At 71.9% G+C, this 22890-nt stretch carries 24 protein-coding genes and 1 riboswitch; of the genes, 13 read left to right on the forward strand and 11 right to left on the reverse strand.

Annotation, left to right across the window (positions count from 1 at the left end; all coding sequences use genetic code 11):
* The 3 genes from ABD353_RS29240 to ABD353_RS29250 all read left to right on the forward strand — a co-directional run.
* The coding region (locus ABD353_RS29240) for a zinc-binding dehydrogenase (protein WP_344626695.1) at nucleotides 1-312 on the forward strand (312 nt) is incomplete at its 5' end.
* 89 nt (nucleotides 313-401) lie between these two features.
* Nucleotides 402-866: an Lrp/AsnC family transcriptional regulator gene (locus ABD353_RS29245; RefSeq protein ID WP_344626696.1), complete on the forward strand. Its 465-nt coding sequence runs from the start codon at nucleotides 402-404 to the stop codon at nucleotides 864-866.
* Between the two features lie 210 nt (nucleotides 867-1076).
* Nucleotides 1077-2444 carry a pyridoxal phosphate-dependent decarboxylase family protein gene (locus ABD353_RS29250; RefSeq protein WP_344626697.1) on the forward strand — a complete coding sequence of 456 codons (1368 nt, stop codon included), beginning with the start codon at nucleotides 1077-1079 and terminating at the stop codon, nucleotides 2442-2444.
* A gap of 130 nt (nucleotides 2445-2574) precedes the next feature.
* Here ABD353_RS29250 and ABD353_RS29255 read toward each other — a convergent pair whose 3' ends face one another.
* Nucleotides 2575-3450 carry a GNAT family N-acetyltransferase gene (locus ABD353_RS29255; protein WP_344626698.1) on the reverse strand — a complete coding sequence of 292 codons (876 nt, stop codon included), beginning with the start codon at nucleotides 3448-3450 and terminating at the stop codon, nucleotides 2575-2577.
* Between the two features lie 206 nt (nucleotides 3451-3656).
* Between ABD353_RS29255 and ABD353_RS29260 the strand changes: the two genes are divergently transcribed.
* Entirely contained in the window at nucleotides 3657-4010 is a 354-nt protein-coding gene (locus ABD353_RS29260) for a HesB/IscA family protein (protein ID WP_095876996.1), read from the forward strand.
* A 226-nt stretch (nucleotides 4011-4236) separates the two neighbouring features.
* On the opposite strand, the gene ABD353_RS29265 is transcribed toward ABD353_RS29260, so the two are convergent.
* Together ABD353_RS29265 and ABD353_RS29270 are read right to left on the reverse strand one after the other, a co-directional pair.
* Nucleotides 4237-4824, reverse strand: a complete 588-nt coding sequence (locus ABD353_RS29265; protein WP_344626699.1) for a hypothetical protein — start codon at nucleotides 4822-4824, stop codon at nucleotides 4237-4239.
* A gap of 117 nt (nucleotides 4825-4941) precedes the next feature.
* Nucleotides 4942-5169: a hypothetical protein gene (locus tag ABD353_RS29270; RefSeq protein WP_344626700.1), complete on the reverse strand. Its 228-nt coding sequence runs from the start codon at nucleotides 5167-5169 to the stop codon at nucleotides 4942-4944.
* A 238-nt stretch (nucleotides 5170-5407) separates the two neighbouring features.
* On the opposite strand from ABD353_RS29270, the gene ABD353_RS29275 reads away from it, so the two are divergent.
* Nucleotides 5408-6382, forward strand: a complete 975-nt coding sequence (locus tag ABD353_RS29275) for a carbohydrate kinase family protein (RefSeq protein ID WP_344626701.1) — start codon at nucleotides 5408-5410, stop codon at nucleotides 6380-6382.
* A gap of 28 nt (nucleotides 6383-6410) precedes the next feature.
* Here ABD353_RS29275 and ABD353_RS29280 read toward each other — a convergent pair whose 3' ends face one another.
* Nucleotides 6411-7877: a cysteine desulfurase/sulfurtransferase TusA family protein gene (locus tag ABD353_RS29280; protein ID WP_344626702.1), complete on the reverse strand. Its 1467-nt coding sequence runs from the start codon at nucleotides 7875-7877 to the stop codon at nucleotides 6411-6413.
* Nucleotides 7878-8217: 340 nt separating this feature from the next.
* Here ABD353_RS29280 and ctaC point away from each other — a divergent pair, with 340 nt between their 5' ends.
* The 4 genes from ctaC (at nucleotide 8218) to ABD353_RS29300 (ending at nucleotide 12720) form a co-directional block, all read left to right on the forward strand.
* Entirely contained in the window at nucleotides 8218-9099 is an 882-nt protein-coding gene (ctaC, locus tag ABD353_RS29285; protein WP_344626703.1) for an aa3-type cytochrome oxidase subunit II, read from the forward strand.
* Nucleotides 9096-10871, forward strand: coding sequence for an aa3-type cytochrome oxidase subunit I (gene ctaD, locus ABD353_RS29290; RefSeq protein ID WP_425555278.1), 1776 nt, complete (start codon nucleotides 9096-9098; stop codon nucleotides 10869-10871). Before ctaC ends, ctaD begins: the two co-directional genes overlap by 4 nt.
* Nucleotides 10871-11269 (forward strand): cytochrome c oxidase subunit 4, encoded by a 399-nt coding sequence (locus ABD353_RS29295; protein ID WP_344626704.1) that lies wholly within the window; start codon nucleotides 10871-10873, stop codon nucleotides 11267-11269. The genes ctaD and ABD353_RS29295 overlap by 1 nt, the downstream gene beginning before the upstream one ends.
* 182 nt (nucleotides 11270-11451) lie before the next feature.
* Nucleotides 11452-12720, forward strand: a complete 1269-nt coding sequence (locus tag ABD353_RS29300; protein WP_344626705.1) for a L,D-transpeptidase — start codon at nucleotides 11452-11454, stop codon at nucleotides 12718-12720.
* A 25-nt stretch (nucleotides 12721-12745) separates the two neighbouring features.
* Here the strand turns inward: ABD353_RS29300 and ABD353_RS29305 are convergent, their stop codons facing one another.
* From ABD353_RS29305 to ctaE, 5 genes are all read right to left on the reverse strand, one after another.
* On the reverse strand, nucleotides 12746-13114 hold the full coding sequence (locus tag ABD353_RS29305; protein ID WP_344626706.1) for a GntR family transcriptional regulator: 369 nt from the start codon (nucleotides 13112-13114) through the stop codon (nucleotides 12746-12748).
* A 115-nt stretch (nucleotides 13115-13229) separates the two neighbouring features.
* The gene (gene qcrB, locus ABD353_RS29310) at nucleotides 13230-14888 is read right to left on the reverse strand and encodes a cytochrome bc1 complex cytochrome b subunit (RefSeq protein ID WP_344626707.1); all 1659 of its coding nucleotides are present in this window, start codon (nucleotides 14886-14888) and stop codon (nucleotides 13230-13232) included.
* Nucleotides 14885-15937, reverse strand: coding sequence for a cytochrome bc1 complex Rieske iron-sulfur subunit (gene qcrA, locus ABD353_RS29315; RefSeq protein ID WP_344626708.1), 1053 nt, complete (start codon nucleotides 15935-15937; stop codon nucleotides 14885-14887). The genes qcrB and qcrA overlap by 4 nt, the downstream gene beginning before the upstream one ends.
* Nucleotides 15938-15945: 8 nt before the next feature.
* Nucleotides 15946-16752, reverse strand: coding sequence for a cytochrome bc1 complex diheme cytochrome c subunit (gene qcrC, locus ABD353_RS29320; protein ID WP_344626709.1), 807 nt, complete (start codon nucleotides 16750-16752; stop codon nucleotides 15946-15948).
* Between the two features lie 155 nt (nucleotides 16753-16907).
* Nucleotides 16908-17528 carry an aa3-type cytochrome oxidase subunit III gene (ctaE, locus tag ABD353_RS29325; protein WP_030262982.1) on the reverse strand — a complete coding sequence of 207 codons (621 nt, stop codon included), beginning with the start codon at nucleotides 17526-17528 and terminating at the stop codon, nucleotides 16908-16910.
* 324 nt (nucleotides 17529-17852) lie between these two features.
* On the opposite strand from ctaE, the gene ABD353_RS29330 reads away from it, so the two are divergent.
* The 3 genes from ABD353_RS29330 (at nucleotide 17853) to ABD353_RS29340 (ending at nucleotide 21130) form a co-directional block, all read left to right on the forward strand.
* Nucleotides 17853-18278, forward strand: coding sequence for a response regulator (locus ABD353_RS29330; protein ID WP_344626710.1), 426 nt, complete (start codon nucleotides 17853-17855; stop codon nucleotides 18276-18278).
* 131 nt (nucleotides 18279-18409) lie between these two features.
* Nucleotides 18410-19483 carry an anthranilate phosphoribosyltransferase gene (gene trpD, locus ABD353_RS29335; protein WP_344626711.1) on the forward strand — a complete coding sequence of 358 codons (1074 nt, stop codon included), beginning with the start codon at nucleotides 18410-18412 and terminating at the stop codon, nucleotides 19481-19483.
* A gap of 112 nt (nucleotides 19484-19595) precedes the next feature.
* Nucleotides 19596-19713, forward strand: a riboswitch (SAM riboswitch).
* A gap of 49 nt (nucleotides 19714-19762) precedes the next feature.
* Nucleotides 19763-21130 (forward strand): aminotransferase class V-fold PLP-dependent enzyme, encoded by a 1368-nt coding sequence (locus ABD353_RS29340; RefSeq protein WP_344626712.1) that lies wholly within the window; start codon nucleotides 19763-19765, stop codon nucleotides 21128-21130.
* A gap of 70 nt (nucleotides 21131-21200) precedes the next feature.
* Here ABD353_RS29340 and ABD353_RS29345 read toward each other — a convergent pair whose 3' ends face one another.
* On the reverse strand, nucleotides 21201-21482 hold the full coding sequence (locus tag ABD353_RS29345) for an Lrp/AsnC ligand binding domain-containing protein (RefSeq protein ID WP_030262969.1): 282 nt from the start codon (nucleotides 21480-21482) through the stop codon (nucleotides 21201-21203).
* Nucleotides 21479-22324 carry a rhomboid family intramembrane serine protease gene (locus ABD353_RS29350; RefSeq protein WP_344626713.1) on the reverse strand — a complete coding sequence of 282 codons (846 nt, stop codon included), beginning with the start codon at nucleotides 22322-22324 and terminating at the stop codon, nucleotides 21479-21481. Before ABD353_RS29350 ends, ABD353_RS29345 begins: the two co-directional genes overlap by 4 nt.
* A 148-nt stretch (nucleotides 22325-22472) precedes the next feature.
* Between ABD353_RS29350 and ABD353_RS29355 the strand changes: the two genes are divergently transcribed.
* Nucleotides 22473-22745: a hypothetical protein gene (locus ABD353_RS29355; RefSeq protein ID WP_344626714.1), complete on the forward strand. Its 273-nt coding sequence runs from the start codon at nucleotides 22473-22475 to the stop codon at nucleotides 22743-22745.
* Nucleotides 22746-22890: the final 145 nt, after the last annotated feature.

Genomic DNA, 22890 nt, shown 5'->3' on the forward strand with positions numbered 1-22890 from the left:
ACCGCCGGCCCCGACGCCGACAACGCCGCCCTGGCCCTGATCGGCGGCGACGCCGTCGAGGTCTCCGCCCAGCTCGTCCGCGACCCCTCCTGCATCGCCTCGATCACCGACTACGGCGTCGCCGCCCGCGGCGGCCACTACGTCTGGGTCCGCCCCGACGCCGCCGACCTCGCCGAACTCGGCCGCCTCGCCGACGCCGGGAAGCTCCGCGTCCCGGTCGCCTCCACCTTCCCGCTCTCCCAGGCCGCCTCCGCCCAGGCACTCAGCGCCGAGGGCCGCACCCGCGGCAAGATCGTGCTGCTGGTGGACTGACCGCAGGAGTCCGCCAGAATGGGGCGGTGCGCCGTCCCACCCCGACGGCCACACCGCCCTCACACGCACCACCAGTGGAGCCCGCAGCCATGAGCACGCACCGACCCACGGACCCGGGCGGGGCGCCGCTCGACGACACCGACCGGCTCCTGCTCGAACACCTCAGCAAGGACGGCCGCGCCTCCTACGCCGAGATCGGCCTGCTCGCCAACCTCTCCGCCACCGCCGTCCGCCGCCGCATCGACCGGCTCCGCGCCCGCGGCGTCGTCCGCGGCTTCACCGTCGTCCTCGACCCCGCCCTGCTCGGCTGGCGGACCGAGGCCTTCGTCGAGATCTACTGCCGCGAACGCACCAGCCCCGAGGAACTCCTCGCCAGCCTCCGCCAGTTCCCCGAGGTCGCCGCCGCCTGGACGGTCACCGGCGACCCCGACGCCCTCGTCCACCTCCGCGCCGCCGACACCCGGCACCTCGAAGCCGTCATCGAACGCATCCGCAAGGAGCCCGGCGTCCAGCGCAGCCGCAGCTCCGTCGTCCTCTCCCGCCTCATCGGCTGACCGCCCCGCACCGGGCCCGGCACCCCCTCGGCACGTCACGCAGGAAAGCTGCGCCACCCCCGTCGAACACGCACGAAACCTGCTTGCGCGGCCCCGTTCCGACGCGCGCCGACCGAGCGCCGCTGCCTACGCTGATCGTGTCCGGTACGCCCCAGGAACCCCACCCGTACCGGCCCGCCGCACCCCGCAGCCAGAACGAGAGGGACCACCGTGTCCGCAGCCGCCGACCGCATGCACCAGCCCGACAACCAGCTGGTCGACCTCGTCTTCGACTACATGCGCGAGCGGCTGCAGTACAACCCCGTCCCCCTCGACCACCCCGGCGACGGAGAGCACCTTCGCACCCACCTCGCCGGTCTGCTCAACGAGCACGGCAACGACCCCGGTGACGTCCTCAAGCTCTACGACCACGAGCTCTCCCGCGCCGTCATCTCCGCCGACAGCCCGCGCTACCTCTCCTTCATCCCCTGCGCCCCCACCAAGGCCGCCCTCCTCTTCGACATGGTCGTCTCCTGCGCCTCCCTCCAGGGCATCTCCTGGCTGGAGGCCGCCGGCGCCATCGCCGCCGAGAACCAGGTGCTGCGTCTGATAGCGGACCGCGCCGGACTCCCCGCCTCCGCCGGCGGCACCTTCGTCTCCGGCGGCTCCGCCGGCAACCTCTCCGCGCTCGTCGTCGCCCGCGACACCGCCCGCCGCAAGCTGGGCGTCGGCCCCGAGGCCCGGCTGCGGATCGCCGTCGCCGACCAGGTCCACTCCTCGGTCAAGAACACCTTCAACATCATCGGCGTCGAGGCGTTCGTCGTCCCGACCGTGGACCGCCGCTTCACCGGCGAGGCGCTGCGCGCCGCCCTCGCCGCCGACCCGAACCCGGAGACCGTCATCGCGGTCGTCGGCACCGCCGGCACCACCAACGAGGGCATCGTCGACGACCTCGCCGGCCTCTCCGAGGTCACCCGCGAGCACGGCCTCTGGTTCCACGTCGACGGCGCGTACGGCGGCGCCGGGCTGTTCGCCCCCTCCGTCCGCGAGCGCTACAACGGCATCGAGCACGCCGACTCCTTCGTCGTCGACCCGCACAAGTGGCTCTTCGCGCCGTTCGACTGCGCCGCCCTGCTCTACCGCAACCCGCAGCTCGCCCGCGCCGTCCACACCCAGGACGCCTCCTACCTCGACGTCCTGCACACCGAGGGCGACGAGTGGAACCCCACCGACTACGCGTACCACCTCACCCGCCGCGCCCGCGGCCTGCCGCTCTGGTTCTCCCTCGCCGTCCACGGCACCCAGGCCTACACCGACGCCATCGAGACCGGCCTGACGCTGGCCCGGGACACCGCGCAGCTGATCCGCGACACCGACCACCTGGAACTGCTGCACGACCCGCAGCTCTCCGCCGTCTGCTTCCGCCGCACCGGCTGGACCCACGAGGACTACTACCGCTGGTCCCAGCAGCTCCTCGCCGACCAGATCGGCTTCGTCACCCCCACCGGCTGGGACGGCGAGACCGTCGCCCGCTTCGCCTTCCTCCACCCCGGCACCACCCTCGACATGGTCAAGGAGATCCTCTCCACCATGGAGTAGGGGGGACGCACGTCAGGGGCGCGGGGAACTGCGCAGTCCGGGGCTGGGCATCGGACGGATTTCGGGCTCACCCCGGATCCGTACGGTGGCCCACATCCGAATTGCGCAGTTCCCCGCGCCCCCGGGCGTCCTACAGGAACGCCCCGTCGGGGAGGTACGGCACCGGGGGGCGCATGCCGCGGAGGGCCACGTAGCCGCGGGTGCCGACCGTGAGCCCCACCTCCAGGCCGACGTCGACCGCCCACTCCTGGTCGGCGGTGAGGTGCTCCACCAGCGCGTCCGTCCCCTCCGGGACCCGCGCCAACGCCTCCCGCAGCAGCCGCACCGCGATCCGCTTCGACGTCGCCGCCAGCAGCTTCACCTCGCCGCCGTCCCGGTAGCAGTAGCCGCTGCCCGCCAGCGAGTCCGCCACCAGCAGTTCCTCGAAGTGGGCCAGCATGAAGCCGTGGTCGGGCCCGTGCGCGGCGCCCCGCAGCCGCCGGTCCACCGAGTCCAGCAGGTGCAGTTGCCCCGGTCCTCCGGGGTGCACCGGGATGTCGCCCGGGTCCTGCAGTCCGGCCCGGTCGACCGGCCCCCGCAGTTGCATCGCCGGGTGCAGGGTGAACCCGCTCAGCCGGTACCGCCGTGCCGCGGCCGGCGACGGCGAGGCGCACAGCATGCCTCGCAGGCAGCCCCGCCCGTGCGCGGCCGCCCGCTGCAGCAGCAGCCGTCCGACGCCCTTGCCCTGCAGTGCCGGGTCGACCACCAGCAGGGCGAGCAGCCACAGCCCTTCGCGCCGCAGCGACAGCGCGGCCCCCACAGCCCGTCCGCCGTCCTCGGCGACCCAGCACCCCTGCGGGTCGGTCCGCACCAGGTGCCGGGTCCGCGCCTCGTGCCGGACGGCGCGGGCGTCCGGCACCGCCGTCCCGTCCCGCCGCGCGGTGTCCGGCCGTCCGAAGGCCGCCGCGGCCACCTCCCGCACGGCGGCGGCGTCCGCGGCACTGTCCCTGACCGGCCGAATGATCACGCATCTCATCCTGGCCCGCCGCCGGACCCGCCGAGGGCGGTTTGCCGAGATCGGACGCCGAGCACGCACCGCCGGTGTGCGAGCATGGGAGACGTAGAGGTGCGGGCGGCGAAAACGTCTCCCGGAATCACCACCGACCGGAAATGAATCCGGGCGGCCGCCGGTTGGCACTGGCGGCACACTGTCGTCACAGACCGGGAGTAAGCATGACCGTCCAGGACGAGACCACTGTCGAGAGTGGCATCCTCCTCACCGACGCCGCCGCGGCCAAGGTCAAGGGCCTGCTCGAGCAGGAGGGCCGCGACGACCTCGCGCTGCGCGTCGCCGTGCAGCCGGGCGGCTGCTCCGGCCTGCGCTACCAGCTGTTCTTCGACGAGCGTTCGCTGGACGGCGACGTCGTCAAGGACTTCGGCGGCGTGAAGGTCGTCACCGACCGCATGAGCGCCCCGTACCTGGGCGGCGCCACCGTGGACTTCGTCGACACCATCGAGAAGCAGGGCTTCACGATCGACAACCCGAACGCCACCGGCTCCTGCGCCTGCGGCGACTCCTTCAGCTGAGCCTCGCGGCCCAGCCGCACCCGCAGCAGCGACAGCAGCAGCGAACCGCCGGAGGCCGGCCCCGACACCCGGGGCCGCCCTCCGGCGGTTCAAAGGACGCTCGAACGGTCAGCTCAGGGGCGCGTGGGGGCACCTCCCGGCCGAAGGCCGGGGAGAAGCGCGCAGTCCGGGATCGGTGCTCCTGACCGATCCGGCTCACCCCTGGTCCGTACCGTGGCCCACGGACCTAGCGCGGCCCGCCCGGCACGTCACCCGTCATGGTGAGCCCGGTGCCGGAGGTCATGTCGATCACCTTGCGGTCGCCGAGCGGCTGCGCCAGCTCCGCCGAGACCGACTCCTTCTTCGCCAGGGCCGGGCACTCCTTGCCGCGCGGCGCCGGCTTCTCCACCATGACCCGGACCCGCACCAGGCCCGGCGCCTGCTCGTCCGCCTTCAGCCCGTACTGCTCGCAGACGCCGCCGTAGAAGTAGACGGTCAGGTGCGTCCCGCCCTCCAGGGTGTAGGAGATCGCGGGCAGGACCGCCGCGGTCGGCGTCGGCTCGCCGACGGCTATGCCGGGCTGGGTGGGCTGCCCGGGCTGCGGGGCCGAACTGCCCGCGCCGGACGGGCTGGGGGAGGGGCTCGGCGAGGCCGGGGCGCCGGAGGCCGAGGCGCTCGCCGTGGGCGCGGCCGACGGCGCACCGCCCGCTCCGGTCGACGTCTGCGACCCACAGGCGGACACCCCGCCGATGACGAGCGCCACCCCTGCCGCCAGCACGGCGGCCCGCCGCCGACGAGCGGCCCCGAACGGTACGACTGCGGTCCTTGCGTCCATGGTGCGACTTCCTCCCGAGGGTCCAGCGAACCGCCACCGAAGCGGTGCTGCGCCGGTTTGACGTGCCCCGGAGGAATCCGGTTCCACCCCGTGCCGGGGCGGGACCCGGGGGAGCGGTCAGCTCTCGTAGTCGGCCATCGCCGCCACCAGCCGCTGCGCACCGGACGGCACCGACACCCCGGCCGGGCGGGCGGCGGCGGGCTGCGGGCCGGCCGCGAGCGGCGGCCAGAACCGGCCGAGCCGGCGCGAGGAGCTGACCAGGGCGTCGAGGCTCTCGAAGTCGGCCTCGCCGCCGAGGGCACCCGGGCGGACTGCGGGGGGCTGGGTGGGCATCATCGCTGTCATCGCTCCGATCGCCGGGCCGCGGCCTCGTCGCCGCGGCACGCATGGCCGGGGACCGGCCGACCGGCCCCCGTGCTGCGACCCTAGGCCGCCGCCGGGCGCCCCACCAGGGCTACTGCGGGGTAGTACCGGTTCGGGTCGTCCGGGTTTCCGGCCGGGGTGGCTGTACCGTAGGTGGGTCCACCACTGCTTCCGGCCGCACCAGGCCACCGCCGTCACCAGGCCTCCCGAGGAGACTCCCGTGCGTATCGCCGTCGCCGGCTCGATCGCCACCGACCACCTGACGACCTTCCCCGGCCGCTTCGCCGACCAGCTCGTCGCGGAGCAGCTGCACACCGTCTCGCTCTCCTTCCTGGTCGACACCCTCGACATCCGGCGCGGCGGCGTCGGCCCCAACATCGCGTTCGGCATGGGCGTCCTGGGCCTGCGCCCGGTCCTGGTCGGCGCGGCCGGCGCGGACTTCGACGAGTACCGGAGCTGGCTGGAGCGCAACGGCGTGGACACCGCCTCCGTGCACATCTCCGAGACCCGCCACACCGCGCGCTTCATGTGCACCACCGACCTGGACCACAACCAGATCGCCTCCTTCTACACCGGCGCGATGGCCGAGGCCCGCAACATCGAGCTCAAGCCGATCGCCGACCGCGTCGGCGGCCTCGACCTCGTCCTGATCGGCGCCGACGACCCGCAGGCGATGGTCCGCCACACCCAGGAGTGCCGCAGCCGCGGCTACGCCTTCGCCGCCGACCCCTCCCAACAGCTGGCCCGCCTGGAGGGCGACGACATCCGCGAGATCGTCGACGGCGCCGCGTACCTCTTCACCAACGAGTACGAGGCCGCGCTCATCGAGTCCAAGACCGGCTGGGCCGCCGACGAGCTGCTGGACCGCGTCGGCACCCGGGTCACCACGCTCGGCCCCAAGGGCGTCCGGATCGAGCGCAAGGGCGAGCCGGCGATCACCGTCGGCTGCCCCGCCGAGGAGCGCAAGGCCGACCCGACCGGCGTCGGCGACGGCTTCCGCGCCGGCTTCCTCGCGGGCGTCTCCTGGGGCCTCGGCCTGGAGCGCGCCGCCCAGGTCGGCTGCATGCTCGCCACCCTGGTGATCGAGACCGTCGGCACCCAGGAGTACGAGCTGCGCCGCGCCCACTTCACCGACCGCTTCGCCGCCGCGTACGGCGACGAGGCGGCGGCCGAGGTCCGCGCGAAGCTGGCCTGACCCCGCCCGGTCGCGGCCGGGCGGGCGGTCAGTCCGTCCGGCGCACCAGGTAGGCCGTGCCCCGGTCGGCGCCGTACCGCGCGGCCGGGGCCTCGCCCAGGTACTCCTGGGCCCGCATGTCGCACCAGGCCGGGATGTCCAGCCGGGCCGCCTCGTCGTCGGCGAGCACCACGACGGTGCCGCCCGGCGGCACCTCGCCGATCCGCCGGGCGAGGTCGATCACCGGCAGCGGGCAGCGCTTGCCGAGGGCGTCCAGCACCAGCGCCTCCGCCTCTCCCGCGGGCTCCGGCTCCGCCGACGGATCGGCCGACGGATCCGCCGTGCGCACCACCGGCTCCGGTTCCGGTTCCGCTGCGGGCAGCCGAAGGTCGAGCCCGAGCGGGGCCCGGACCGCCGCGACCAGCCCGGGCAGCGCGGCGAGGAAGCGCTCCACGTCCTCCTCCGCGGTGCCGTACGGGAGCGAGACCCGCACGTTGCCCTCGGTCAGCACCCCCATCGCCGCCAGCACGTGGCTCGGCGTCAGCGTGGAGGAGGTGCAGGAGGAGCCCGAGGAGACCGCGAACCCGGCCTTGTCCAGCTCGCCGAGCAGCACCTCGCCGTCCACGTACAGGCAGGAGAAGGTGACGACGTGGGGGAGCCGGCGCACCGGGTCGCCGACCACCTCGACCTCCGGCACCAGTGCGGGCACCCGGGTGCGGATGCGTTCCACCAGCGCGTGCAGCCGGGCGTTCTCCTGCTCGGCCTCGGCGCGGACGGCGCGCAGCGAGGCGGCGGCCGCGACGATCGCCGGCACGTTGACGTAGCCGGGCACCCGGCCGCGCTCGCGCTCGTCGGAGGGCAGCGGCGAGGCGTAGCGCACGCCCTTGCGGACGGCGAGGACGCCGACGCCGGCCGGCCCGCCCCACTTGTGGGCGCTGGCGGTCAGCAGCGACCAGCCGTGCGGGACGGGCAGCCGGCCGGCGCTCTGGGCGGCGTCCACCAGCAGCGGGATGCCGACGTTGCCGCACAGGTCGGCGACCTCCTCCACCGGCTGGACGGTGCCGACCTCGTGGTTGGCGCTCTGCAGCACGGCGAGCGCGGTGGCGTCGGTCAGCCGGGCGGCGAACTGGGTGGCCTTCACCCGGCCGTGCCGGTCGACCGGGACGACGCCCACCTCGCCGCCCTGGGCCTCGTGCAGCTCGGCGGTGTGCAGCACGCTGGAGTGCTCGACCGCGGAGTGCACCAGGTGGGCGCCGCGGCGGCGGTTGCCGCGCAGTGCGCCGAGGATGCCGAGCTGGACGGCCTGGGTGCCGCTCGCGGTGAAGGAGATCTCGTCCGCCCGGGCGCCGAGGTCCGCCGCGACTCCCTCGCGGGCGGCGTCCAGGAGCATGCGGGCCTGCCGCCCGGAGCGGTAGAGCCGTGCAGGGTCGGCCCACCCCTCGTCGATCGCCGCGTTCAGCGCCTGCCGGGCGACGGGGTGCAGGGGTGCGGTGGAGGCCACATCGAAGTACGACACCCTTCCACGCTATCCCCGCCCGGCCCGCAGCCCCGGCCGGCACCCGATTTCGCCGCATTCGTCCGGTGCGACGATCCGTCACCCGTGTGTCGCAGTCGAGTCCCCCGATCGGGTGTGGGACCCTCGAATGCCTGCCATGACCTGCACCGGAACGCCTGCCGGGGCTGATCGGGTAGGCGGGCGGCGCGTTAGCGGGGGCTGCTCGTGAGTGCCGCATAAGGATGCAGTAGCGTTTGGCCCGCATAAGCATTCAAACCGTGCCCGTGGCCGGGTCGCCGGGGAGGCGAACAGCACTCCCGGAGGCGGCGCGATCGCGGGCGAGACTTCGGGAAGGCGCTACGTGAGTCCCAACGGCTCCGACCGCTCGCCGCGGCGCACGATGCGGCGGAAGCTGCCTCAGGCGCTGGCACTGGGCCTCGTCATCGCGACCGCCACCGGCTGCTCGGCCAACGACCTCCCCAGGCTTGGCCTCCCCTCGCCCGTCACCGAGGAAGGCCCCCTGGTCCTCCACATGTGGCAGGGCTCGTGGATCGCGGCGCTGGCAGTGGGCGCACTGATGTGGGGTCTGATCCTCTGGAGCGTGATCTTCCACCGGCGTAGCCGCACCAAGGTGGAGATCCCCGCTCAGACCCGGTACAACGTGCCCATCGAGGCGCTGTACACCGCGGTCCCCCTCGTCATCGTCTCGGTGCTCTTCTACTTCGTCGCCCGCGACGAGACGCGCCTGACCGCGGTCAGCGCGAAGCCGCAGCACGTGGTCAACGTGGTGGGCTTCCAGTGGAACTGGGCGTTCAACTACGAGAACACCGAGATCCCGGACCCGGCCAACACCAACGCCGCGTACGACGTCGGCACGCCGGCCGAGGTGCCCACCCTGTACCTGCCGATCAACGAGTCGGTGGAGTTCGTCCTGACCTCCAACGACGTGATCCACGACTTCTGGCCCGTCAACTTCCTCATGAAGATGGACGTCGTGCCGGGCGTGGTGAACAAGTTCCAGGTGACCCCGACCTCCTTCGGCACCTTTGCCGGCAAGTGCGCCGAGCTCTGCGGCCAGGACCACTCCCGGATGCTGTTCAACGTCAAGGTCGTCACCCACGACCAGTACGAGCAGCACCTGAAGGAGCTTCGGGCCAAGGGCCAGTCCGGCGCGGTGCCCGCGGGCATCCTCGGAGCCGGCCACGCCGCCGGTGAGAAGACCACGGGAAGTGAAGAGAAGTGACCATCCTCAACGAGCCCGCCGCGGCCGGCGGGGGCGCCGGGGGCGTCACGGCCGGCAAGAGCGCCCGTGTCAACAAGCGGGGCAACGCGATCATCAAGTGGCTCACCACCACCGACCACAAGACGATCGGCACGATGTACCTGGCGACCTCGTTCGCCTTCTTCCTGATCGGCGGCGTCCTCGCCCTGGTCATGCGCGCCGAACTCGCCCGTCCGGGGACCCAGATCCTCTCGAACGAGCAGTTCAACCAGGCGTTCACCATGCACGGCACGATCATGCTGCTGATGTTCGCCACCCCGCTCTTCGCGGGCTTCGCGAACTGGATCATGCCGCTCCAGATCGGCGCTCCCGACGTCGCCTTCCCGCGTCTGAACATGTTCGCCTACTGGCTCTACCTGTTCGGCTCCATCATCGCGGTGGCGGGCTTCCTGACCCCGCAGGGCGCGGCCGACTTCGGCTGGTTCGCCTACTCGCCGCTGTCCGACGCCGTCCGTTCGCCGGGCGTCGGCGCCGACATGTGGATCATGGGCCTGGCCTTCTCCGGCTTCGGCACCATCCTCGGTGCGGTCAACTTCATCACCACCATCATCTGCATGCGCGCCCCCGGCATGACGATGTTCCGGATGTCGATCTTCGTCTGGAACGTCCTGCTGACCGCCGTGCTGGTCCTGCTGGCCTTCCCGGTCCTGGCCGCCGCCCTGTTCGCCCTGGAGGCGGACCGCAAGTTCGGGGCGCACGTCTTCGACCCGGCCAACGGCGGCGCCATGCTGTGGCAGCACCTCTTCTGGTTCTTCGGCCACCCCGAGGTCTACATCATCGCGCTGCCGTTCTTCGGCATCGTGTCGGAGATCGTCCCGGTCTTCAGCCGCAAGCCGATGTTCGGCTACTCCGGCCTGATCGCGGCCACCATCGCGATCGCCGGTCTGTCCGTGACGGTGTGGGCGCACCACATGTACGTCACCGGCCAGGTGCTGCTGCCGTTCTTCTCCTTCATGACCTTCCTGATCGCGGTGCCGACCGGTGTGAAGTTCTTCAACTGGGTCGGCACCATGTGGAAGGGCTCGCTCAGCTTCGAGACCCCGATGCTGTGGACGATCGGCTTCCTGGTCACCTTCCTCTTCGGTGGTCTGACGGGCGTTCTGCTCGCCTCCCCGCCGATCGACTTCCACGTCTCGGACTCGTACTTCGTCGTCGCCCACTTCCACTACGTGGTCTTCGGCACCGTCGTCTTCGCGATGTTCGCGGGCTTCCACTTCTGGTGGCCGAAGATGACCGGCAAGATGCTCGACGAGCGTCTCGGCAAGATCACCTTCTGGACGCTGTTCATCGGCTTCCACACCACCTTCCTCGTCCAGCACTGGCTCGGCGCGGAGGGCATGCCCCGCCGCTACGCCGACTACCTGGCCTCCGACGGCTTCACCACGCTGAACAGCGTCTCGACCGTCGGCTCGTTCCTGCTCGGCCTGTCGATCCTGCCGTTCCTCTACAACGTCTGGAAGACGGCCAAGTACGGCGAGAAGCTCGAGGTGGACGACCCGTGGGGCTACGGCCGCTCGCTGGAGTGGGCGACCTCCTGCCCGCCGCCGCGGCACAACTTCCTCACCCTGCCGCGGATCCGCTCGGAATCCCCGGCGTTCGACCTGCACCACCCCGAGATCGCCGCGCTGGACTACCTGGAGAACCACGGTGAGCCGGCGAAGCACTTCGCGGGCGTGACCCCGGCGCAGTACGACCGTCCGCAGCTGGACAAGAAGAAGGAGGGCGACGCCTGATGAAGGAGCAGGGCAAGATCTTCGGCGGCTTCGCCGTCTTCATCCTGATCATGGCCATCGTGTACGGCCTGTGGTCCAAGGAGCCGGCCGGTACCACCGCGCTGTTCCTGGCGTTCGGCCTCTGCGCCTTCATCGGGTACTACCTCGCCTTCACCGCCCGCCGGGTGGACAGCGGCGCGGGTGACAACCCCGAGGCCGAGGTCGCGGACGACGCCGGCGAGGTGGGCTTCTTCGCCCCGCACAGCTGGCAGCCGCTCGCGCTCGCCATCGGCGGCGCGCTGGCCTTCCTCGGTGTGATCTTCGGCTGGTGGCTGCTCTGGTGGTCGCTGCCGATCATCCTGATCGGCCTCTACGGCTGGGTCTTCGAGTTCTACCGCGGCGAGGACCAGAACCAGTAGGTTCCGGCACGTCAGGCCAAGGGCCGGGCACCCCTCGGGGGAGCCCGGCCCTTCGCCGTGCCCGCCCTCACGCTCCGTCGCCGCCTCACCCGCCCGGTCCAACGGAGCCGCCTCCCGGGGTGCTGACGGCTCCCCGCCGTTCCTAGGCTCTGGTACATCGTCGGGAGACCTCGGAGGCACCGGTGAACGGTTGTCGGAGACTCGCACACGGCAAGGCCGGCATAACGGCCCTCATCCTGCTGGCCCCGATCGCGGCCTGCTCGTCCGGAAGCCAGGACCGGTCCGTCGGACCGGTCACCCGCACCGTCGACGCCGCACCGCTGGTGCGGACCTCGGCCGGGGAGCGGGTGGACCCCGCCAAGCCCTTCACGGTGACCGCCCAACCGGGCAGCACCCTCACGGACGTCACCGTCTCGGGCCCGGACGGCCGGCTGGTGGCCGGTGAGCTGGCCGACGACGGGCGCAGCTGGCACACCACCGGGCGGCTGCGGGCGGGCACCGCCTACACCGCCCGAATAGCCGCCGACGACGGCAAGGGCGGCCGCGGCGAGACCACCACGGCGTTCAGCACGCTCGCCGCGCAGAAGCTGCTCACCGCCCAGCTCGGCCCGGACTCCTCCGGCAGCGGCGTCTACGGCGTCGGCCAGCCGCTCACGGTGAAGCTCTCCGCCCCGGTCAAGGACCCGGCGGCCCGCCGCGAGGTCGAACAGGGCCTCACCGTCACCTCCCAGCCCGCCGTGACCGGCGCCTGGTACTGGGTGGACGACAGCAACCTGCACTTCCGCCCCGAGCAGTACTGGCCGGCCAACGCCACGGTGAAGCTCTCCTTCGACCTCACCGGCGCCGCGATATCCGACGGCCTGTACGGCGGCGAGCCGAGCAGCCTCTCCTTCCGCACCGGGGACCGCGTGGAGGCCGTCGTGGACGCCGCCACCCACGAGCTGACGTACCGCCGCAACGGCGAGGTGGTCCGCACGATCCCGGTCACCACCGGCAAGCCGGGCTTCGACACCCGCAACGGCATCAAGGTGGTCCTCGGCCAGGAGGCCAGCGTCCGGATGAGCGGCGAGACCATCGGCATCGCCGCCGGCAGCGCCGACTCCTACGACCTGCAGGTGGAATGGGCCACCCGGGTGACCTGGAGCGGCGAGTACGTGCACGCCGCCCCCTGGTCGGTCGGCTCCCAGGGCAAGGCCAACGTCAGCCACGGCTGCACCGGGATGAGCACGGAGAACGCCAAGTGGTTCTTCGACAACACCCGGGTCGGCGACATCGTCCAGGTCGTCAACAGCCTCGGCCACGAGATGGAGCCGTTCGGCAACGGCTACGGCGACTGGAACATCAGCTGGACGGACTACGTGAAGCACTCGGCGACGGGTGCCCGGGTCTCCACCGCGGGCAGCGCCGACACGGCCGTCCAGGCCTCCGGGGACATGCAGCCCCAGCCCTGACCACCCTCCCCGGGCCCCGGGGCCCTCAGCCGCGGTAGACCGCCTGCAGGGCCGTGTGAGCGGCCGCCAGGGCCTCGTCGCGGCCGAGGCCCAGGCGGTGCACCCGCTCCGCGAACTCGGCGGCCGCGGCGGCGGCCAGCCGGTGGGCGCTGTCCCCGGTGGCGGCGATCGTGGTGCCGCGCCGGCCGTGGGTCTCCACCACCCCGTCGGCCTCCAGCTCGCGGTAGGCGCGGGCGACGGTGTTCGCCGCCAGCCCCAGCTCCTCGGCCAGCGCCCGGACGGTGGGGAGCTTCAGGCCCACGGGCAGCTCGCCGCTGCGGGCGCGCTCCGCGATCTGGCTCCGCACCTGCTCGTACGGGGGAGTGGCGGCGGTGTGATCGATGGTCAGCTGCACGGGCCCATTGTGACAGGCCCCGGAGGGCCGGCCCCGGTACGGCCCGGGTGCGGAAAGGCCGAGGGCCCCTGCCGGGTTCGGCAGGGGCCCTCGGGCTGTGGCGATCTCTACGGGATCAGTGGTGGCCGTGGCCGCTGGTGATCTCGTGGTGCTCCTCGGCGGTCGGCTTGGCGATCTGGCCGCCCTCGCCGTAGAAGGCCTCGGAGAGCTTGGCGCGGGTCTTCGCGATCGGGCCGGCCTTGCGGGCCACACCGTTCTCGTCGACCTCGGCCGGCAGCTCCAGCGGCTGCGGCTGCTCGTGCGCGGTGAGCTTGTACAGCTTGTCCTGCGGCAGCTGCTCGTGGATCTCGACGAACTCACCGTGCGGCAGGCGCTTGATGATGCCGCTCTCGCGGCCGTGCAGCACCTTGTCCTTGTCGCGGCGCTGCAGACCCAGGCACCACCGCTTGGTGATGAAGAAGGTCAGCACCGGGACGACGAAGAAGCCGACACGCACCGCGTAGGTGATGGTGTTGATCGAGAGGTGCAGGTGCGTCGCCAGCAGGTCGTTGCCGCCGCCGATGAGCAGCAGCACGTACAGGCTGATCCAGGCCGCGCCGAAGCCGGTGCGGACCGGGGCGTTGCGCGGGCGGTCGGCGATGTGGTGCTCGCGCTTGTCGCCGGTGACCCAGGCCTCGATGAACGGGTAGACCCAGATGGCCATCAGGACCAGCGGGAAGACCATCAGCGGGATGAACACGCCCAGGTTCAGGGTGTGGCCCCAGGCGCGGATCTCCCAGCCCGGCATGACGCGGATCAGGCCCTCGGAGAAGCCCATGTACCAGTCCGGCTGGGCGTCGGTGGACACCTGGTCGGGACGGTACGGGCCGTACGCCCAGATCGGGTTGACGGTCGCGATCGCCGAGGCGGCCGCGATGACGCCGAACACCAGGAAGAAGAAGCCACCGGCCTTGGCCATGTAGACCGGCATCAGCGGCATGCCGACGACGTTCTTCTCGGTGCGGCCGGGGCCCGCGAACTGGGTGTGCTTGTGGTAGAAGACCAGGATCAGGTGGGCCACCAGCAGGCCCAGCATGATGCCCGGGATCAGCAGCACGTGGATGGTGAAGAACCGCGGCACGATGTCGGTGCCGGGGAACTGACCGCCGTACAGGAAGAACTGCAGGTACGTGCCGACCAGCGGCACCGCCAGGATCGCGCCCTCCATGAAGCGGATACCGGTACCGGACAGCAGGTCGTCCGGGAGCGAGTAGCCCATGAAGCCGTCGAACATGCCGAGGAAGAGCAGACCGGCGCCGAAGAGCCAGTTGATCTCGCGCGGCTTGCGGAACGCGCCGGTGAAGAAGACGCGCATCATGTGCACCAGCATCGCGGCGACGAAGACGATCGCCGCCCAGTGGTGGATCTGGCGGATCAGCAGACCGCCGCGCACCTCGAAGCTGATGTTCATGGTCGAGGCGTACGCCTCGGACATCCGGATGCCGTTGAGCGGGGCGTAGCTGCCGTGGTAGACGACCTCGGCCATGCTCGGCTTGAAGAACAGCGTCAGGTAGACGCCGGTCAGGATGATGATGATGAAGGTGTAGAGGCAGATCTCGCCCAGCATGAAGGACCAGTGGTCCGGGAAGATCTTGCGCAGGTTGGACTTGGCGAGGGTGTAGATACCCAGCCGTCCGTCCGTCCAGTCAGCGGCCGCCTCGAACTTGTTCGCAGGCTTGGCACGGGTGCTGGCCGGCTTGGATGCGCCGGAGTTGGCGCTGTTCGCGGTGCTCACGGCCGCTCCCAGTAGCTCGGGCCGACGGGCTCCTGGAAGTCGCCGGTGGCGACCAGGAAACCCTTCTCGTCAGTGGTGATCTTCAGCTGCGGCAGCGGGTGGCCGGCCGGGCCGAAGATGACGCGCGCGCCGTCCGCCAGGTCGAAGGTCGACTGGTGGCAGGGGCAGAGCGCGTGGTGGGTCTGCTGCTCGTAGAGGCTGATCGGGCAGCCGACGTGGGTGCAGATCTTCGAGTAGGCGAGGATGCCCTCGAAGCCGAGGTCCGCGGACTTCTGGTCCTTCAGGTCCTCCGGAGCGATCCGGATGATCATCAGGGCGTCCTTGGCGATCTGCTCCTGGAAGATCTCCTGGTCCTCCTCCAGGCCCTCGGGCTTGGCGAAGGTCAGCGAGCCGGTGACGATGTCCTCGGGCTTCATCGGCTCGTTGGTGTTCATGTTGATCAGCTTGAGGGGCTTGGCCGGGGTGGCCAGCTCCCAGCCGGTGTGCGCCAGCTTGTCCTCGGGCAGCGGGCCCAGGTCGCGCAGCAGCACCACACCGGAGAGCGGCACCAGGGCCATCGAGCCGATCAGGGTGTTGCGGAGCATCTTGCGGCGGCCGAAGCCGGACTCCGCGGCGCCCGTCCTGAACTGCTCCATGACGTCGGCACGCAGCTCGTCGTCGGCCTCGATCGGGTGACGGTCGGCCGGGATCTCGTGGTCCGACATCAGGGTGCGCGCCCAGTGGACGGCGCCCGCGCCGATGCAGAAGAGCGCCACACCGAGGGTCATGCCGAGCGCGAAGTTCAGCGCGCTGACGTGGCCCAGCGGGAAGATGTAGACGATCTTGTCGATGTCGATGGCCACGTACGAGGCGATGAAGCCCACGGTGGCGAGCATCGAGACGATGAACAGCAGGGAGACCTGCCGCTCCGCGCGCTTGGCGGCGCGCTCGTCGATGTCGGTCCGGCGCGGCTCGTGGGCCGGCAGACCGGGGTCGGCGAACGGGTCGCCGTGAACGGCGGCCTCGTGCCCTTCGGAGCCGTGCGACTCCGGCAGCTTCTCGTCAGACATCTCGTGGCTCATGACTTCTTGGCCTTGGTGGTGTGGGCGGCGACCCAGATCGCGGTCACGATGAGCGCACCGAGGGCGAAGATCCAGCCGAACAGGCCCTCGGTCACCGGACCGAGGCTGCCCAGGGACAGGCCACCGGGGTTGGGCTCGTCGTTGGTGTGGCTGACCCAGGCCACGATCTGCTTCTTCTGCTCCTCCGGCATGGTGGTGTCGGGGAACGACGGCATGTTCTGCGGGCCGGTCTGCATGGCCTCGTAGATGTGCTTCGGGGAGGTGTTCTCCAGCGTCGGGGCGTACTTGCCCTTCGTCAGGGCGCCACCCTTGCCCGCGAAGTTGTGGCACTGGGCGCAGTTGGTCCGGAAGAGCTCGCCGCCCTTGGCCACGTCGTTCGGGTCGGTGGAGGTGTACTGCTCCTTGGTCGGAGCGACCGGGCCGGGGCCGAGCGAGGCCACGTAGGCGGCCAGCTGGTCGATCTGCGCCTGGGAGTAGACGACCTTCTTGGAGGGCACCTGGGCGCCGCTCTGCTGGGCCGGCATACGGCCGGTGCCGACCTGGAAGTCGACCGCGGCGGAGCCCACGCCCACCAGGCTCGGGCCGTCGGAGCTGCCCTGGCCGTCGAGGCCGTGGCAGGAGGAGCAGCCCACGGCGAAGAGCTTCTTGCCCTCTTCGATCGCGAGCGACTGCGCGGAGGTGTCGGCCTGCGCCTTCTCGGCGGGCGCGAACGCGGCGTACAGCCCCCCGGTGGCCGCCAGGGCGAGAAGTAGGACGACCAGCGCCGCCAGTGGGTGGCGCCGTCGTGCGGAGAGCTTTTTCACGGATTAACCCCGGTGTCAGGATCTGGTCGGCTGGGTGGCTGCGCCCGTGGGACCGGTCTGCTCGGGGCCGGTACCCGGGTCGGGGCGGACTGGTCGGCGGGGCTCCCGCGCGGGGCGGGTGCTCTCCGGCCGGCGGCCAGCGACCTGATCAGCCTTTACTTGATCAGGTAGATGGTCGCGAACAGGCCGATCCACACGACGTCGACGAAGTGCCAGTAGTACGACACCACGATCGCGGCGGTGGCCTGCTCGTGCGTGAACCGCCTGGCGGCGTACGTCCGCCCCAGGACCAGCAGGAAGGCGATCAGACCACCCGTCACGTGCAGGCCGTGGAAGCCGGTGGTCAGGTAGAACACCGTGCCGTACGGGTCGGAGGACAGCGACAGGCCGTCCACCTTGACCAGCTCGGTGTACTCGAAGATCTGGCCGCCGATGAAGATCGCGCCCATCACGAAGGTGATCGTGAACCACGAGCGGAGCTTCTTCACGTCACCGCGCTCGGCGGCGAACACGCCGAGCTGGCAGGTGAGGGAGGAGAGCACCAGGATCGTGGTGTTCACCGAGGAGAACGGCACGTTGAGGGCGTCCGCCTTCTCCGTCCAGAACTCCGATCCCATGACCGAGCGGAGCGTGAAGTACATCGCGAACAGGGCCGCGAAGAACATCAGCTCGGAGCTCAGCCAGACGATGGTTCCGACGCTGACAAGGTTCGGCCTGTTGACCGCTCCGTGCGCGTGTCCGGTTTCTGTTGCTGTTGCTGTCGCCACGACGGACATTATGTCGGTCCCTTATTCCGTCTTCACGCCGGGGGGTGCTCCTCGGAGTGTCCGGTGCGTGCGGTATGCCCCCCTGGCGTTGGCCTGCGCGGACGTCCGGCGCTGCTCCGCCCGGGTGTCCGTTTTCTGACGGTTGTTCGGGGTGGGTGAGGCGGAGTACCCCGCGCGGGTGAGATTCGGGCGCGGCGGCTTGAGGGAGATCGCGTCAGGGACTCACCGGGAGGGCCCCGCCGGAGTAGCATCCGGAGGTGAACGTGGTCCGGGTCACACTGGGCCGTTCGGAGCGGCACATATTAAGAGGACGAGCACCCGGGAGCAGGGCCCATGGCGCACACGACCGACGAGACGCTCACCGTTCTCGTCTACAGCGACGACCGCAACACCCGCGAGCAGGTCTCCCTGGCCCTGGGCCGCCGGCCCGCCGCGGACCTGCCCGCCGTCGAGTACCTGGAGTGCGCCACCACCCCGGCGGTGCTCCGCGCCCTGGAGCGCGGCGGCGTGGACCTCTGCGTGCTGGACGGCGAGGCCGTCCCCGCCGGCGGCCTCGGCCTCACCCGCCAGCTCAAGGACGAGATCTACGGCTGCCCGCCGGTGCTCGTCCTGATCGGCCGGCCGCAGGACTCCTGGCTCGCCGCCTGGAGCCGCGCCGACGCCGCCATCGCGCAGCCGGTCGACCCGGTCGCCCTCGCCGAGGCCGCCGCCACCCTGCTCCGCGCCCGGATCGCCAAGCGGACGCCCGCCCACCGCTGACCGGGCCTCCGGCACCACCCGTCTCATCAGGAGAGAAGGGGCGGCGGGATCGGCACGGCCGCCCGCCGCCGCTCGCTAGGCTGACTCCGTCCCTTGTATCGGCGCACTACCGATGAGAGCTGGAGTCGGCCATGGTGAACGTGAACCCTGCGAACGGCGGCAAGGACCCCGTGCAGGTGGTCCGCACCTGGCCCGACGTCCTGACGGCACTGTTGCGCGGCGAGGACCTCGCGGAGGCGGACACCGCCTGGGCGATGGACCAGATCATGAGCGGCGAGGCCTCGCCCGTGCAGGTCGCCGGCTTCATGGTCGCGCTGCGCGCCAAGGGCGAGACGGTCGAGGAGATCGCCGGCCTGGTCGACGCGATGTACGCGCACGCCGAGCCGCTGCACATCCCCGGCCCGGCCGTGGACATCGTCGGCACCGGCGGCGACCGCGCGAAGACCGTCAACATCTCCACCATGTCGGCGATCGTCGCGGCCGCGGCCGGCGCCAAGGTCGTCAAGCACGGCAACCGGGCCTCCTCCTCCGCGTCCGGCTCCTCCGACGTGCTGCAGAAGCTCGGCATCAGCCTCGACCTCGGCGCCCGGCGGGTCGCCGAGGTGGCCGAGGAGGTCGGCCTGACCTTCTGCTTCGCGGCGAAGTTCCACCCCGCGATGCGGCACGCGGCGACCGCGCGGGCCGGGCTCGGCGTGCCCACCGCCTTCAACATCCTCGGCCCGCTGACCAACCCGGCCCGGGTCACCTCGCACGCCGTCGGCTGCTTCGACACCCGGCTCGCCGGACTGATCGCCGGCGTCTTCGCCCGGCGCGGCGCCACCGCACTGGTCTTCCGCGGCGACGACGGCCTGGACGAACTGACCGTCTGCACCACCTCGCACGTGTGGATCGTCAAGGACGGCACCGTCACCGAGGCGGACTTCGACCCGCGGGACGTCGGGATCGAACTGGCCGGGATCGAAGCCCTCCGCGGGGCCGACGCCGAGCACAACGCGGCCGTCGCACGGCGGCTGTTCGCCGGTGAGCGCGGCCCGGTGCGGGACGCCGTCCTGCTCAACACGGCCGCCGCGCTGGCGGTGCTCGACCTCACCGACGCGCCGCTCGCCGAGCAGCTCGCCGCCGGGATCGAGCGGGCGGCCGCGGCCATCGACTCGGGCGCGGCGGAGGCGACGCTCAAGCGCTGGGCCGAGGCGACGAACAAGTAGCGAGCCGCCGGCGAGCCGCACGGGGCGCGCGGGGGCATCCGGCCGAGGCCGGTCCCCCGCACGCCCCGCCGTGCTTGACCCGTCGCACAGCGGTCACCTAGAGTCCTGCGCAGGTCATGAGTGGCAGCGTCAAGCCCCAGCTTGCTGTCCGGCAACCCTCCGTCCGTGGCGGGGTGCCCTGGGTGAGGACCGGGCCGTGCGGCGAACCGTCCGCGTGGCAAGCGCGGACTTCCGGCGATGGCTCCCCGGGGTCCCCACCCCGTGAAGGAGTGCATCCTCATGTCGCTTTCCACCGACCTCTGCGCCCCGCTCGCCGTCCTCGGCCACGACGTCCAGGTGCCGCTCGCCACCGGTGAGAAGGTCGGCTACGCCGCACTCGACTACGCCGCCAGCGCCCCCGCCCTGCAGCGGGTCTGGGACGACGTCGCCGCCTACGCCCCCTACTACGGCAGCGTCCACCGCGGCGCCGGCTACCTCTCGCAGCTCTCCACCGACCTGTTCGAGCAGAGCCGCCGCACCGTCGCCGACTTCCTCGACCTGCGCGAGGGCGACCAGGTGGTGTTCACCCGCGCCACCACCGACTCGCTCAACCTGCTCGCCGGGGCCCTCCCCGCCGGCACCCGGGTGTTCGCCTTCGAGACCGAGCACCATGCCTCCCTGCTGCCCTGGCGCCATGCCGGTCTGACGGTCGAGTACCTGCGCGCCCCGCGCTCGCACGCCGAGGCCGTCGCCGCCCTGGACGCCGCCCTCGCCGCCGGTTCCCCGGACGGCCCGCGCCTGCTGTGCGTCACCGGCGCCTCCAACGTCACCGGCGAACTGTGGCCGATCGCCGAACTCACCGAGACCGCCCACCGGCACGGCGCCCGGGTGGTGCTGGACGCCGCCCAGCTCGCCCCGCACCACCGCCTGTCGGTCCGTGAACTCGACGTCGACTGGGTCGCGTTCTCCGGCCACAAGCTCTACGCGCCGTTCGGCGCCGGGGTGCTCGCCGGCCGCAGCGACTGGCTCGACGCCGCCGAGCCCTACCTGGCGGGCGGCGGCGCCAGCCGCACCGTCGCCCGGGAGGCCGACGGCTCGGTGGCCGTCGAGTGGCACACCGGCCCGGCCCGCCACGAGGCCGGCTCGCCCAACGTGATCGGCGCCTACGCCATCGCCTCCGCCTGCCGGGCGCTCACCGAGGCCGGGTTCGACGCCCTGGAGGCCCGCGAGCAGGCGCTCGTCGAGCGGCTCACCGCCGGGCTGGCCGGGATCCCCGAGGTCAAGGTGCTCAACCTGTTCGGCGAGCGGTCCGCCCGGGTGGGCGTGCTCTCCTTCGTCGTCCGCGGCTGGAACAGTTCGCACTTCTCGGCGGCGCTCTCCGCCGAGTACGGCATCGGCGTCCGCGACGGCCTGTTCTGCGCGCACCCGCTGGTGCGGACGCTGCTCGGCGGGGAGGAGGCGGCGCCGTCCGCGTGCGGCGCGCCGGAGCCGTCGCTGCCGGGGGAGCGGAGCCTCAACGCGATCCGGGTCAGCTTCGGCGCGGGCACCCCGGAGGAGCACGTGGACCGCTTCCTGGCCGCCGTCCGCGAGCTGGTCACCGACGGCGCCCGCTGGTCCTACCGCAACGAGGGCGGCCGCTGCGTCGCGGACACCGACCGGGCCGCCTGAGACGTTCGGGGTACGCACTCAGGGGCGCGGGGAACCGCGCACGCGCCCCTGGGGGTGCTGCCCCTCCTACCTACTCGTCGAGGCCGAGGGCGAAGGCGGCTTCCAGGTCGTGCTGGGAGTAGGTGCGGAAGGCGATCTGGGTCTCGGTGTGCTCGACGCCCGGGACCTTGTTGACCTGACCGGGGATCACCTCGGCGAGGTCCTCGTGCTGCCGGACGCGGACCATCGCCACCAGGTCGTAGCTGCCGGTCACCGAGTAGACCTCGCTGACGCCCTCGATCGCGGCGATCGCCTCGGCGATCTCGGGGATCCGGTCGACGCTGGTCTTGATGAGGACGATCGCGGTGATCACTCTTCGGCTCCTGTGTGTGGGGTTCCGCCCAGCGTATCCGCCGTCAGGCGGCGCGTCTGCCCTGTCCGGGGCCGCACCGGGCGCGCGAGCAGCCACCCCGCGCTGAAGCCGATCACGTGCACCAGGTAGGCCACGCCCGGCACCGCGGGGCCCACCGGCCACCACTGCAGGGCGAACCACAGGCCGAGCACCAGCCAGGCCGGGAACCGCAGCGGCAGGAAGAACAGCACCGGCACCAACGCGGTGACCCGGGCCCGCGGATAGCACCGCAGGTACCCGCCGAGCACCCCGGCGATCGCCCCCGAGGCGCCGACCAGTGCCCGCACCGACTCCGTGGAGTCCGACTCCGCCAGTGCCCAGCCATACGTCGCCAGGTAGCCGATGCCCAGATAGAAGAGGAGGAAGCGCAGCCGTCCGAGGCGCTCCTCCACGTCCGGGCCGAAGACGTAGAGGAAGAGCAGGTTGCCCACCAGGTGCAGCCAGCCCGCGTGGACGAACAGCGAGCTGAGCACCGACAGGAAGGGGATCTTGTGCGGGGTGGGAGGGACGGTGCAGCCGGGCACCGCCGGGGGCAGCGTCGCCAGCCGGCCGGCGTCCAGGGGCCGGTTGGCGAGCAGCTCCGCGGGGACGGCCCCCCAGTGCTGCTCGAAGCGCTGCTCCGCGCAGACGCGGGCGTTGCCGGTGCCGTACCGCGGATTGAGGCCGAAGCTCGGGCCGGCCAGCAGGACGAGGGCGCTCAGCGCGATCAGCGCGTAGGTGACGACCGGCGTGCGCGCCGGCGCGGCGGCGTCCCGGCCCGCCGCTGCGCGCACGGGGGCGGGGACGGGGGCGGGGACGGCCATGACAGCGAGCATTCCTCGGTGCACCCGCGGTGACACCGCGGGTGCAGCAAGCGGGTGACCTGTCCGCCCTTCAGGACCGGTGACCGCCGGAAGAGCCGCACGCAATAGGCTTGGAGGACCGGACCCGGACCATCCGAGAGGACCTCCGATGACCATCGCCGCCCCCACCGCCGAGACCCGCTGGCGCTGCACGCTCTGCGGGAACCTCACCCGCTTCGACGTGACGCGCTCGGCCCGGGTGGTGGAGTACCTCCACTTCGACCTCGGCGGCGAGTCCAAGGTGGAGGAGACCGAGGTGCTCAGCGAGACCCTGGAGTCGGTCCGCTGCCGCTGGTGCAACGCGGTCGACCAGGTGGAGCTGGTGGCCCGCCCCGGCGCCGGCGCCGACGAGCAGCCGGCCGAGGACGAGCCGAAGGCCTGAGCCTCGCGCTTCCGACACACCCCGGTGGAGCCCCTGGCGCCGCCGGGGTGTGTGGCGCGGTGCCCGGCTGGGCACGGTAGACGGGACAATTGCACAGAGCGGTGCATTTCGAGGGCAGCGGCCACCGGCCGCGGGCCCGGGGACC

Source organism: Kitasatospora arboriphila, assembly GCF_039528095.1.
Taxonomy (GTDB): domain Bacteria; phylum Actinomycetota; class Actinomycetes; order Streptomycetales; family Streptomycetaceae; genus Kitasatospora; species Kitasatospora arboriphila.

Bases quoted from the DNA above. Each gene is read 5' to 3' on its own strand.
- qcrA (WP_344626708.1), bottom strand. From the start codon at position 15,937: ATGTCTGACGAGAAGCTGCCGGAGTCGCACGGCTCCGAAGGGCACGAG.
- ABD353_RS29295 (WP_344626704.1), top strand. From the start codon at position 10,871: ATGAAGGAGCAGGGCAAGATCTTCGGCGGCTTCGCCGTCTTCATCCTG.
- ctaE (WP_030262982.1), bottom strand. From the start codon at position 17,528: ATGTCCGTCGTGGCGACAGCAACAGCAACAGAAACCGGACACGCGCAC.
- ABD353_RS29260 (WP_095876996.1), top strand. From the start codon at position 3,657: ATGACCGTCCAGGACGAGACCACTGTCGAGAGTGGCATCCTCCTCACC.
- ABD353_RS29330 (WP_344626710.1), top strand. From the start codon at position 17,853: ATGGCGCACACGACCGACGAGACGCTCACCGTTCTCGTCTACAGCGAC.
- ABD353_RS29265 (WP_344626699.1), bottom strand. From the start codon at position 4,824: ATGGACGCAAGGACCGCAGTCGTACCGTTCGGGGCCGCTCGTCGGCGG.
- trpD (WP_344626711.1), top strand. From the start codon at position 18,410: ATGGTGAACGTGAACCCTGCGAACGGCGGCAAGGACCCCGTGCAGGTG.
- ABD353_RS29355 (WP_344626714.1), top strand. From the start codon at position 22,473: ATGACCATCGCCGCCCCCACCGCCGAGACCCGCTGGCGCTGCACGCTC.
- ABD353_RS29245 (WP_344626696.1), top strand. From the start codon at position 402: ATGAGCACGCACCGACCCACGGACCCGGGCGGGGCGCCGCTCGACGAC.
- ABD353_RS29270 (WP_344626700.1), bottom strand. From the start codon at position 5,169: ATGACAGCGATGATGCCCACCCAGCCCCCCGCAGTCCGCCCGGGTGCC.
- ABD353_RS29350 (WP_344626713.1), bottom strand. From the start codon at position 22,324: ATGGCCGTCCCCGCCCCCGTCCCCGCCCCCGTGCGCGCAGCGGCGGGC.
- ABD353_RS29340 (WP_344626712.1), top strand. From the start codon at position 19,763: ATGTCGCTTTCCACCGACCTCTGCGCCCCGCTCGCCGTCCTCGGCCAC.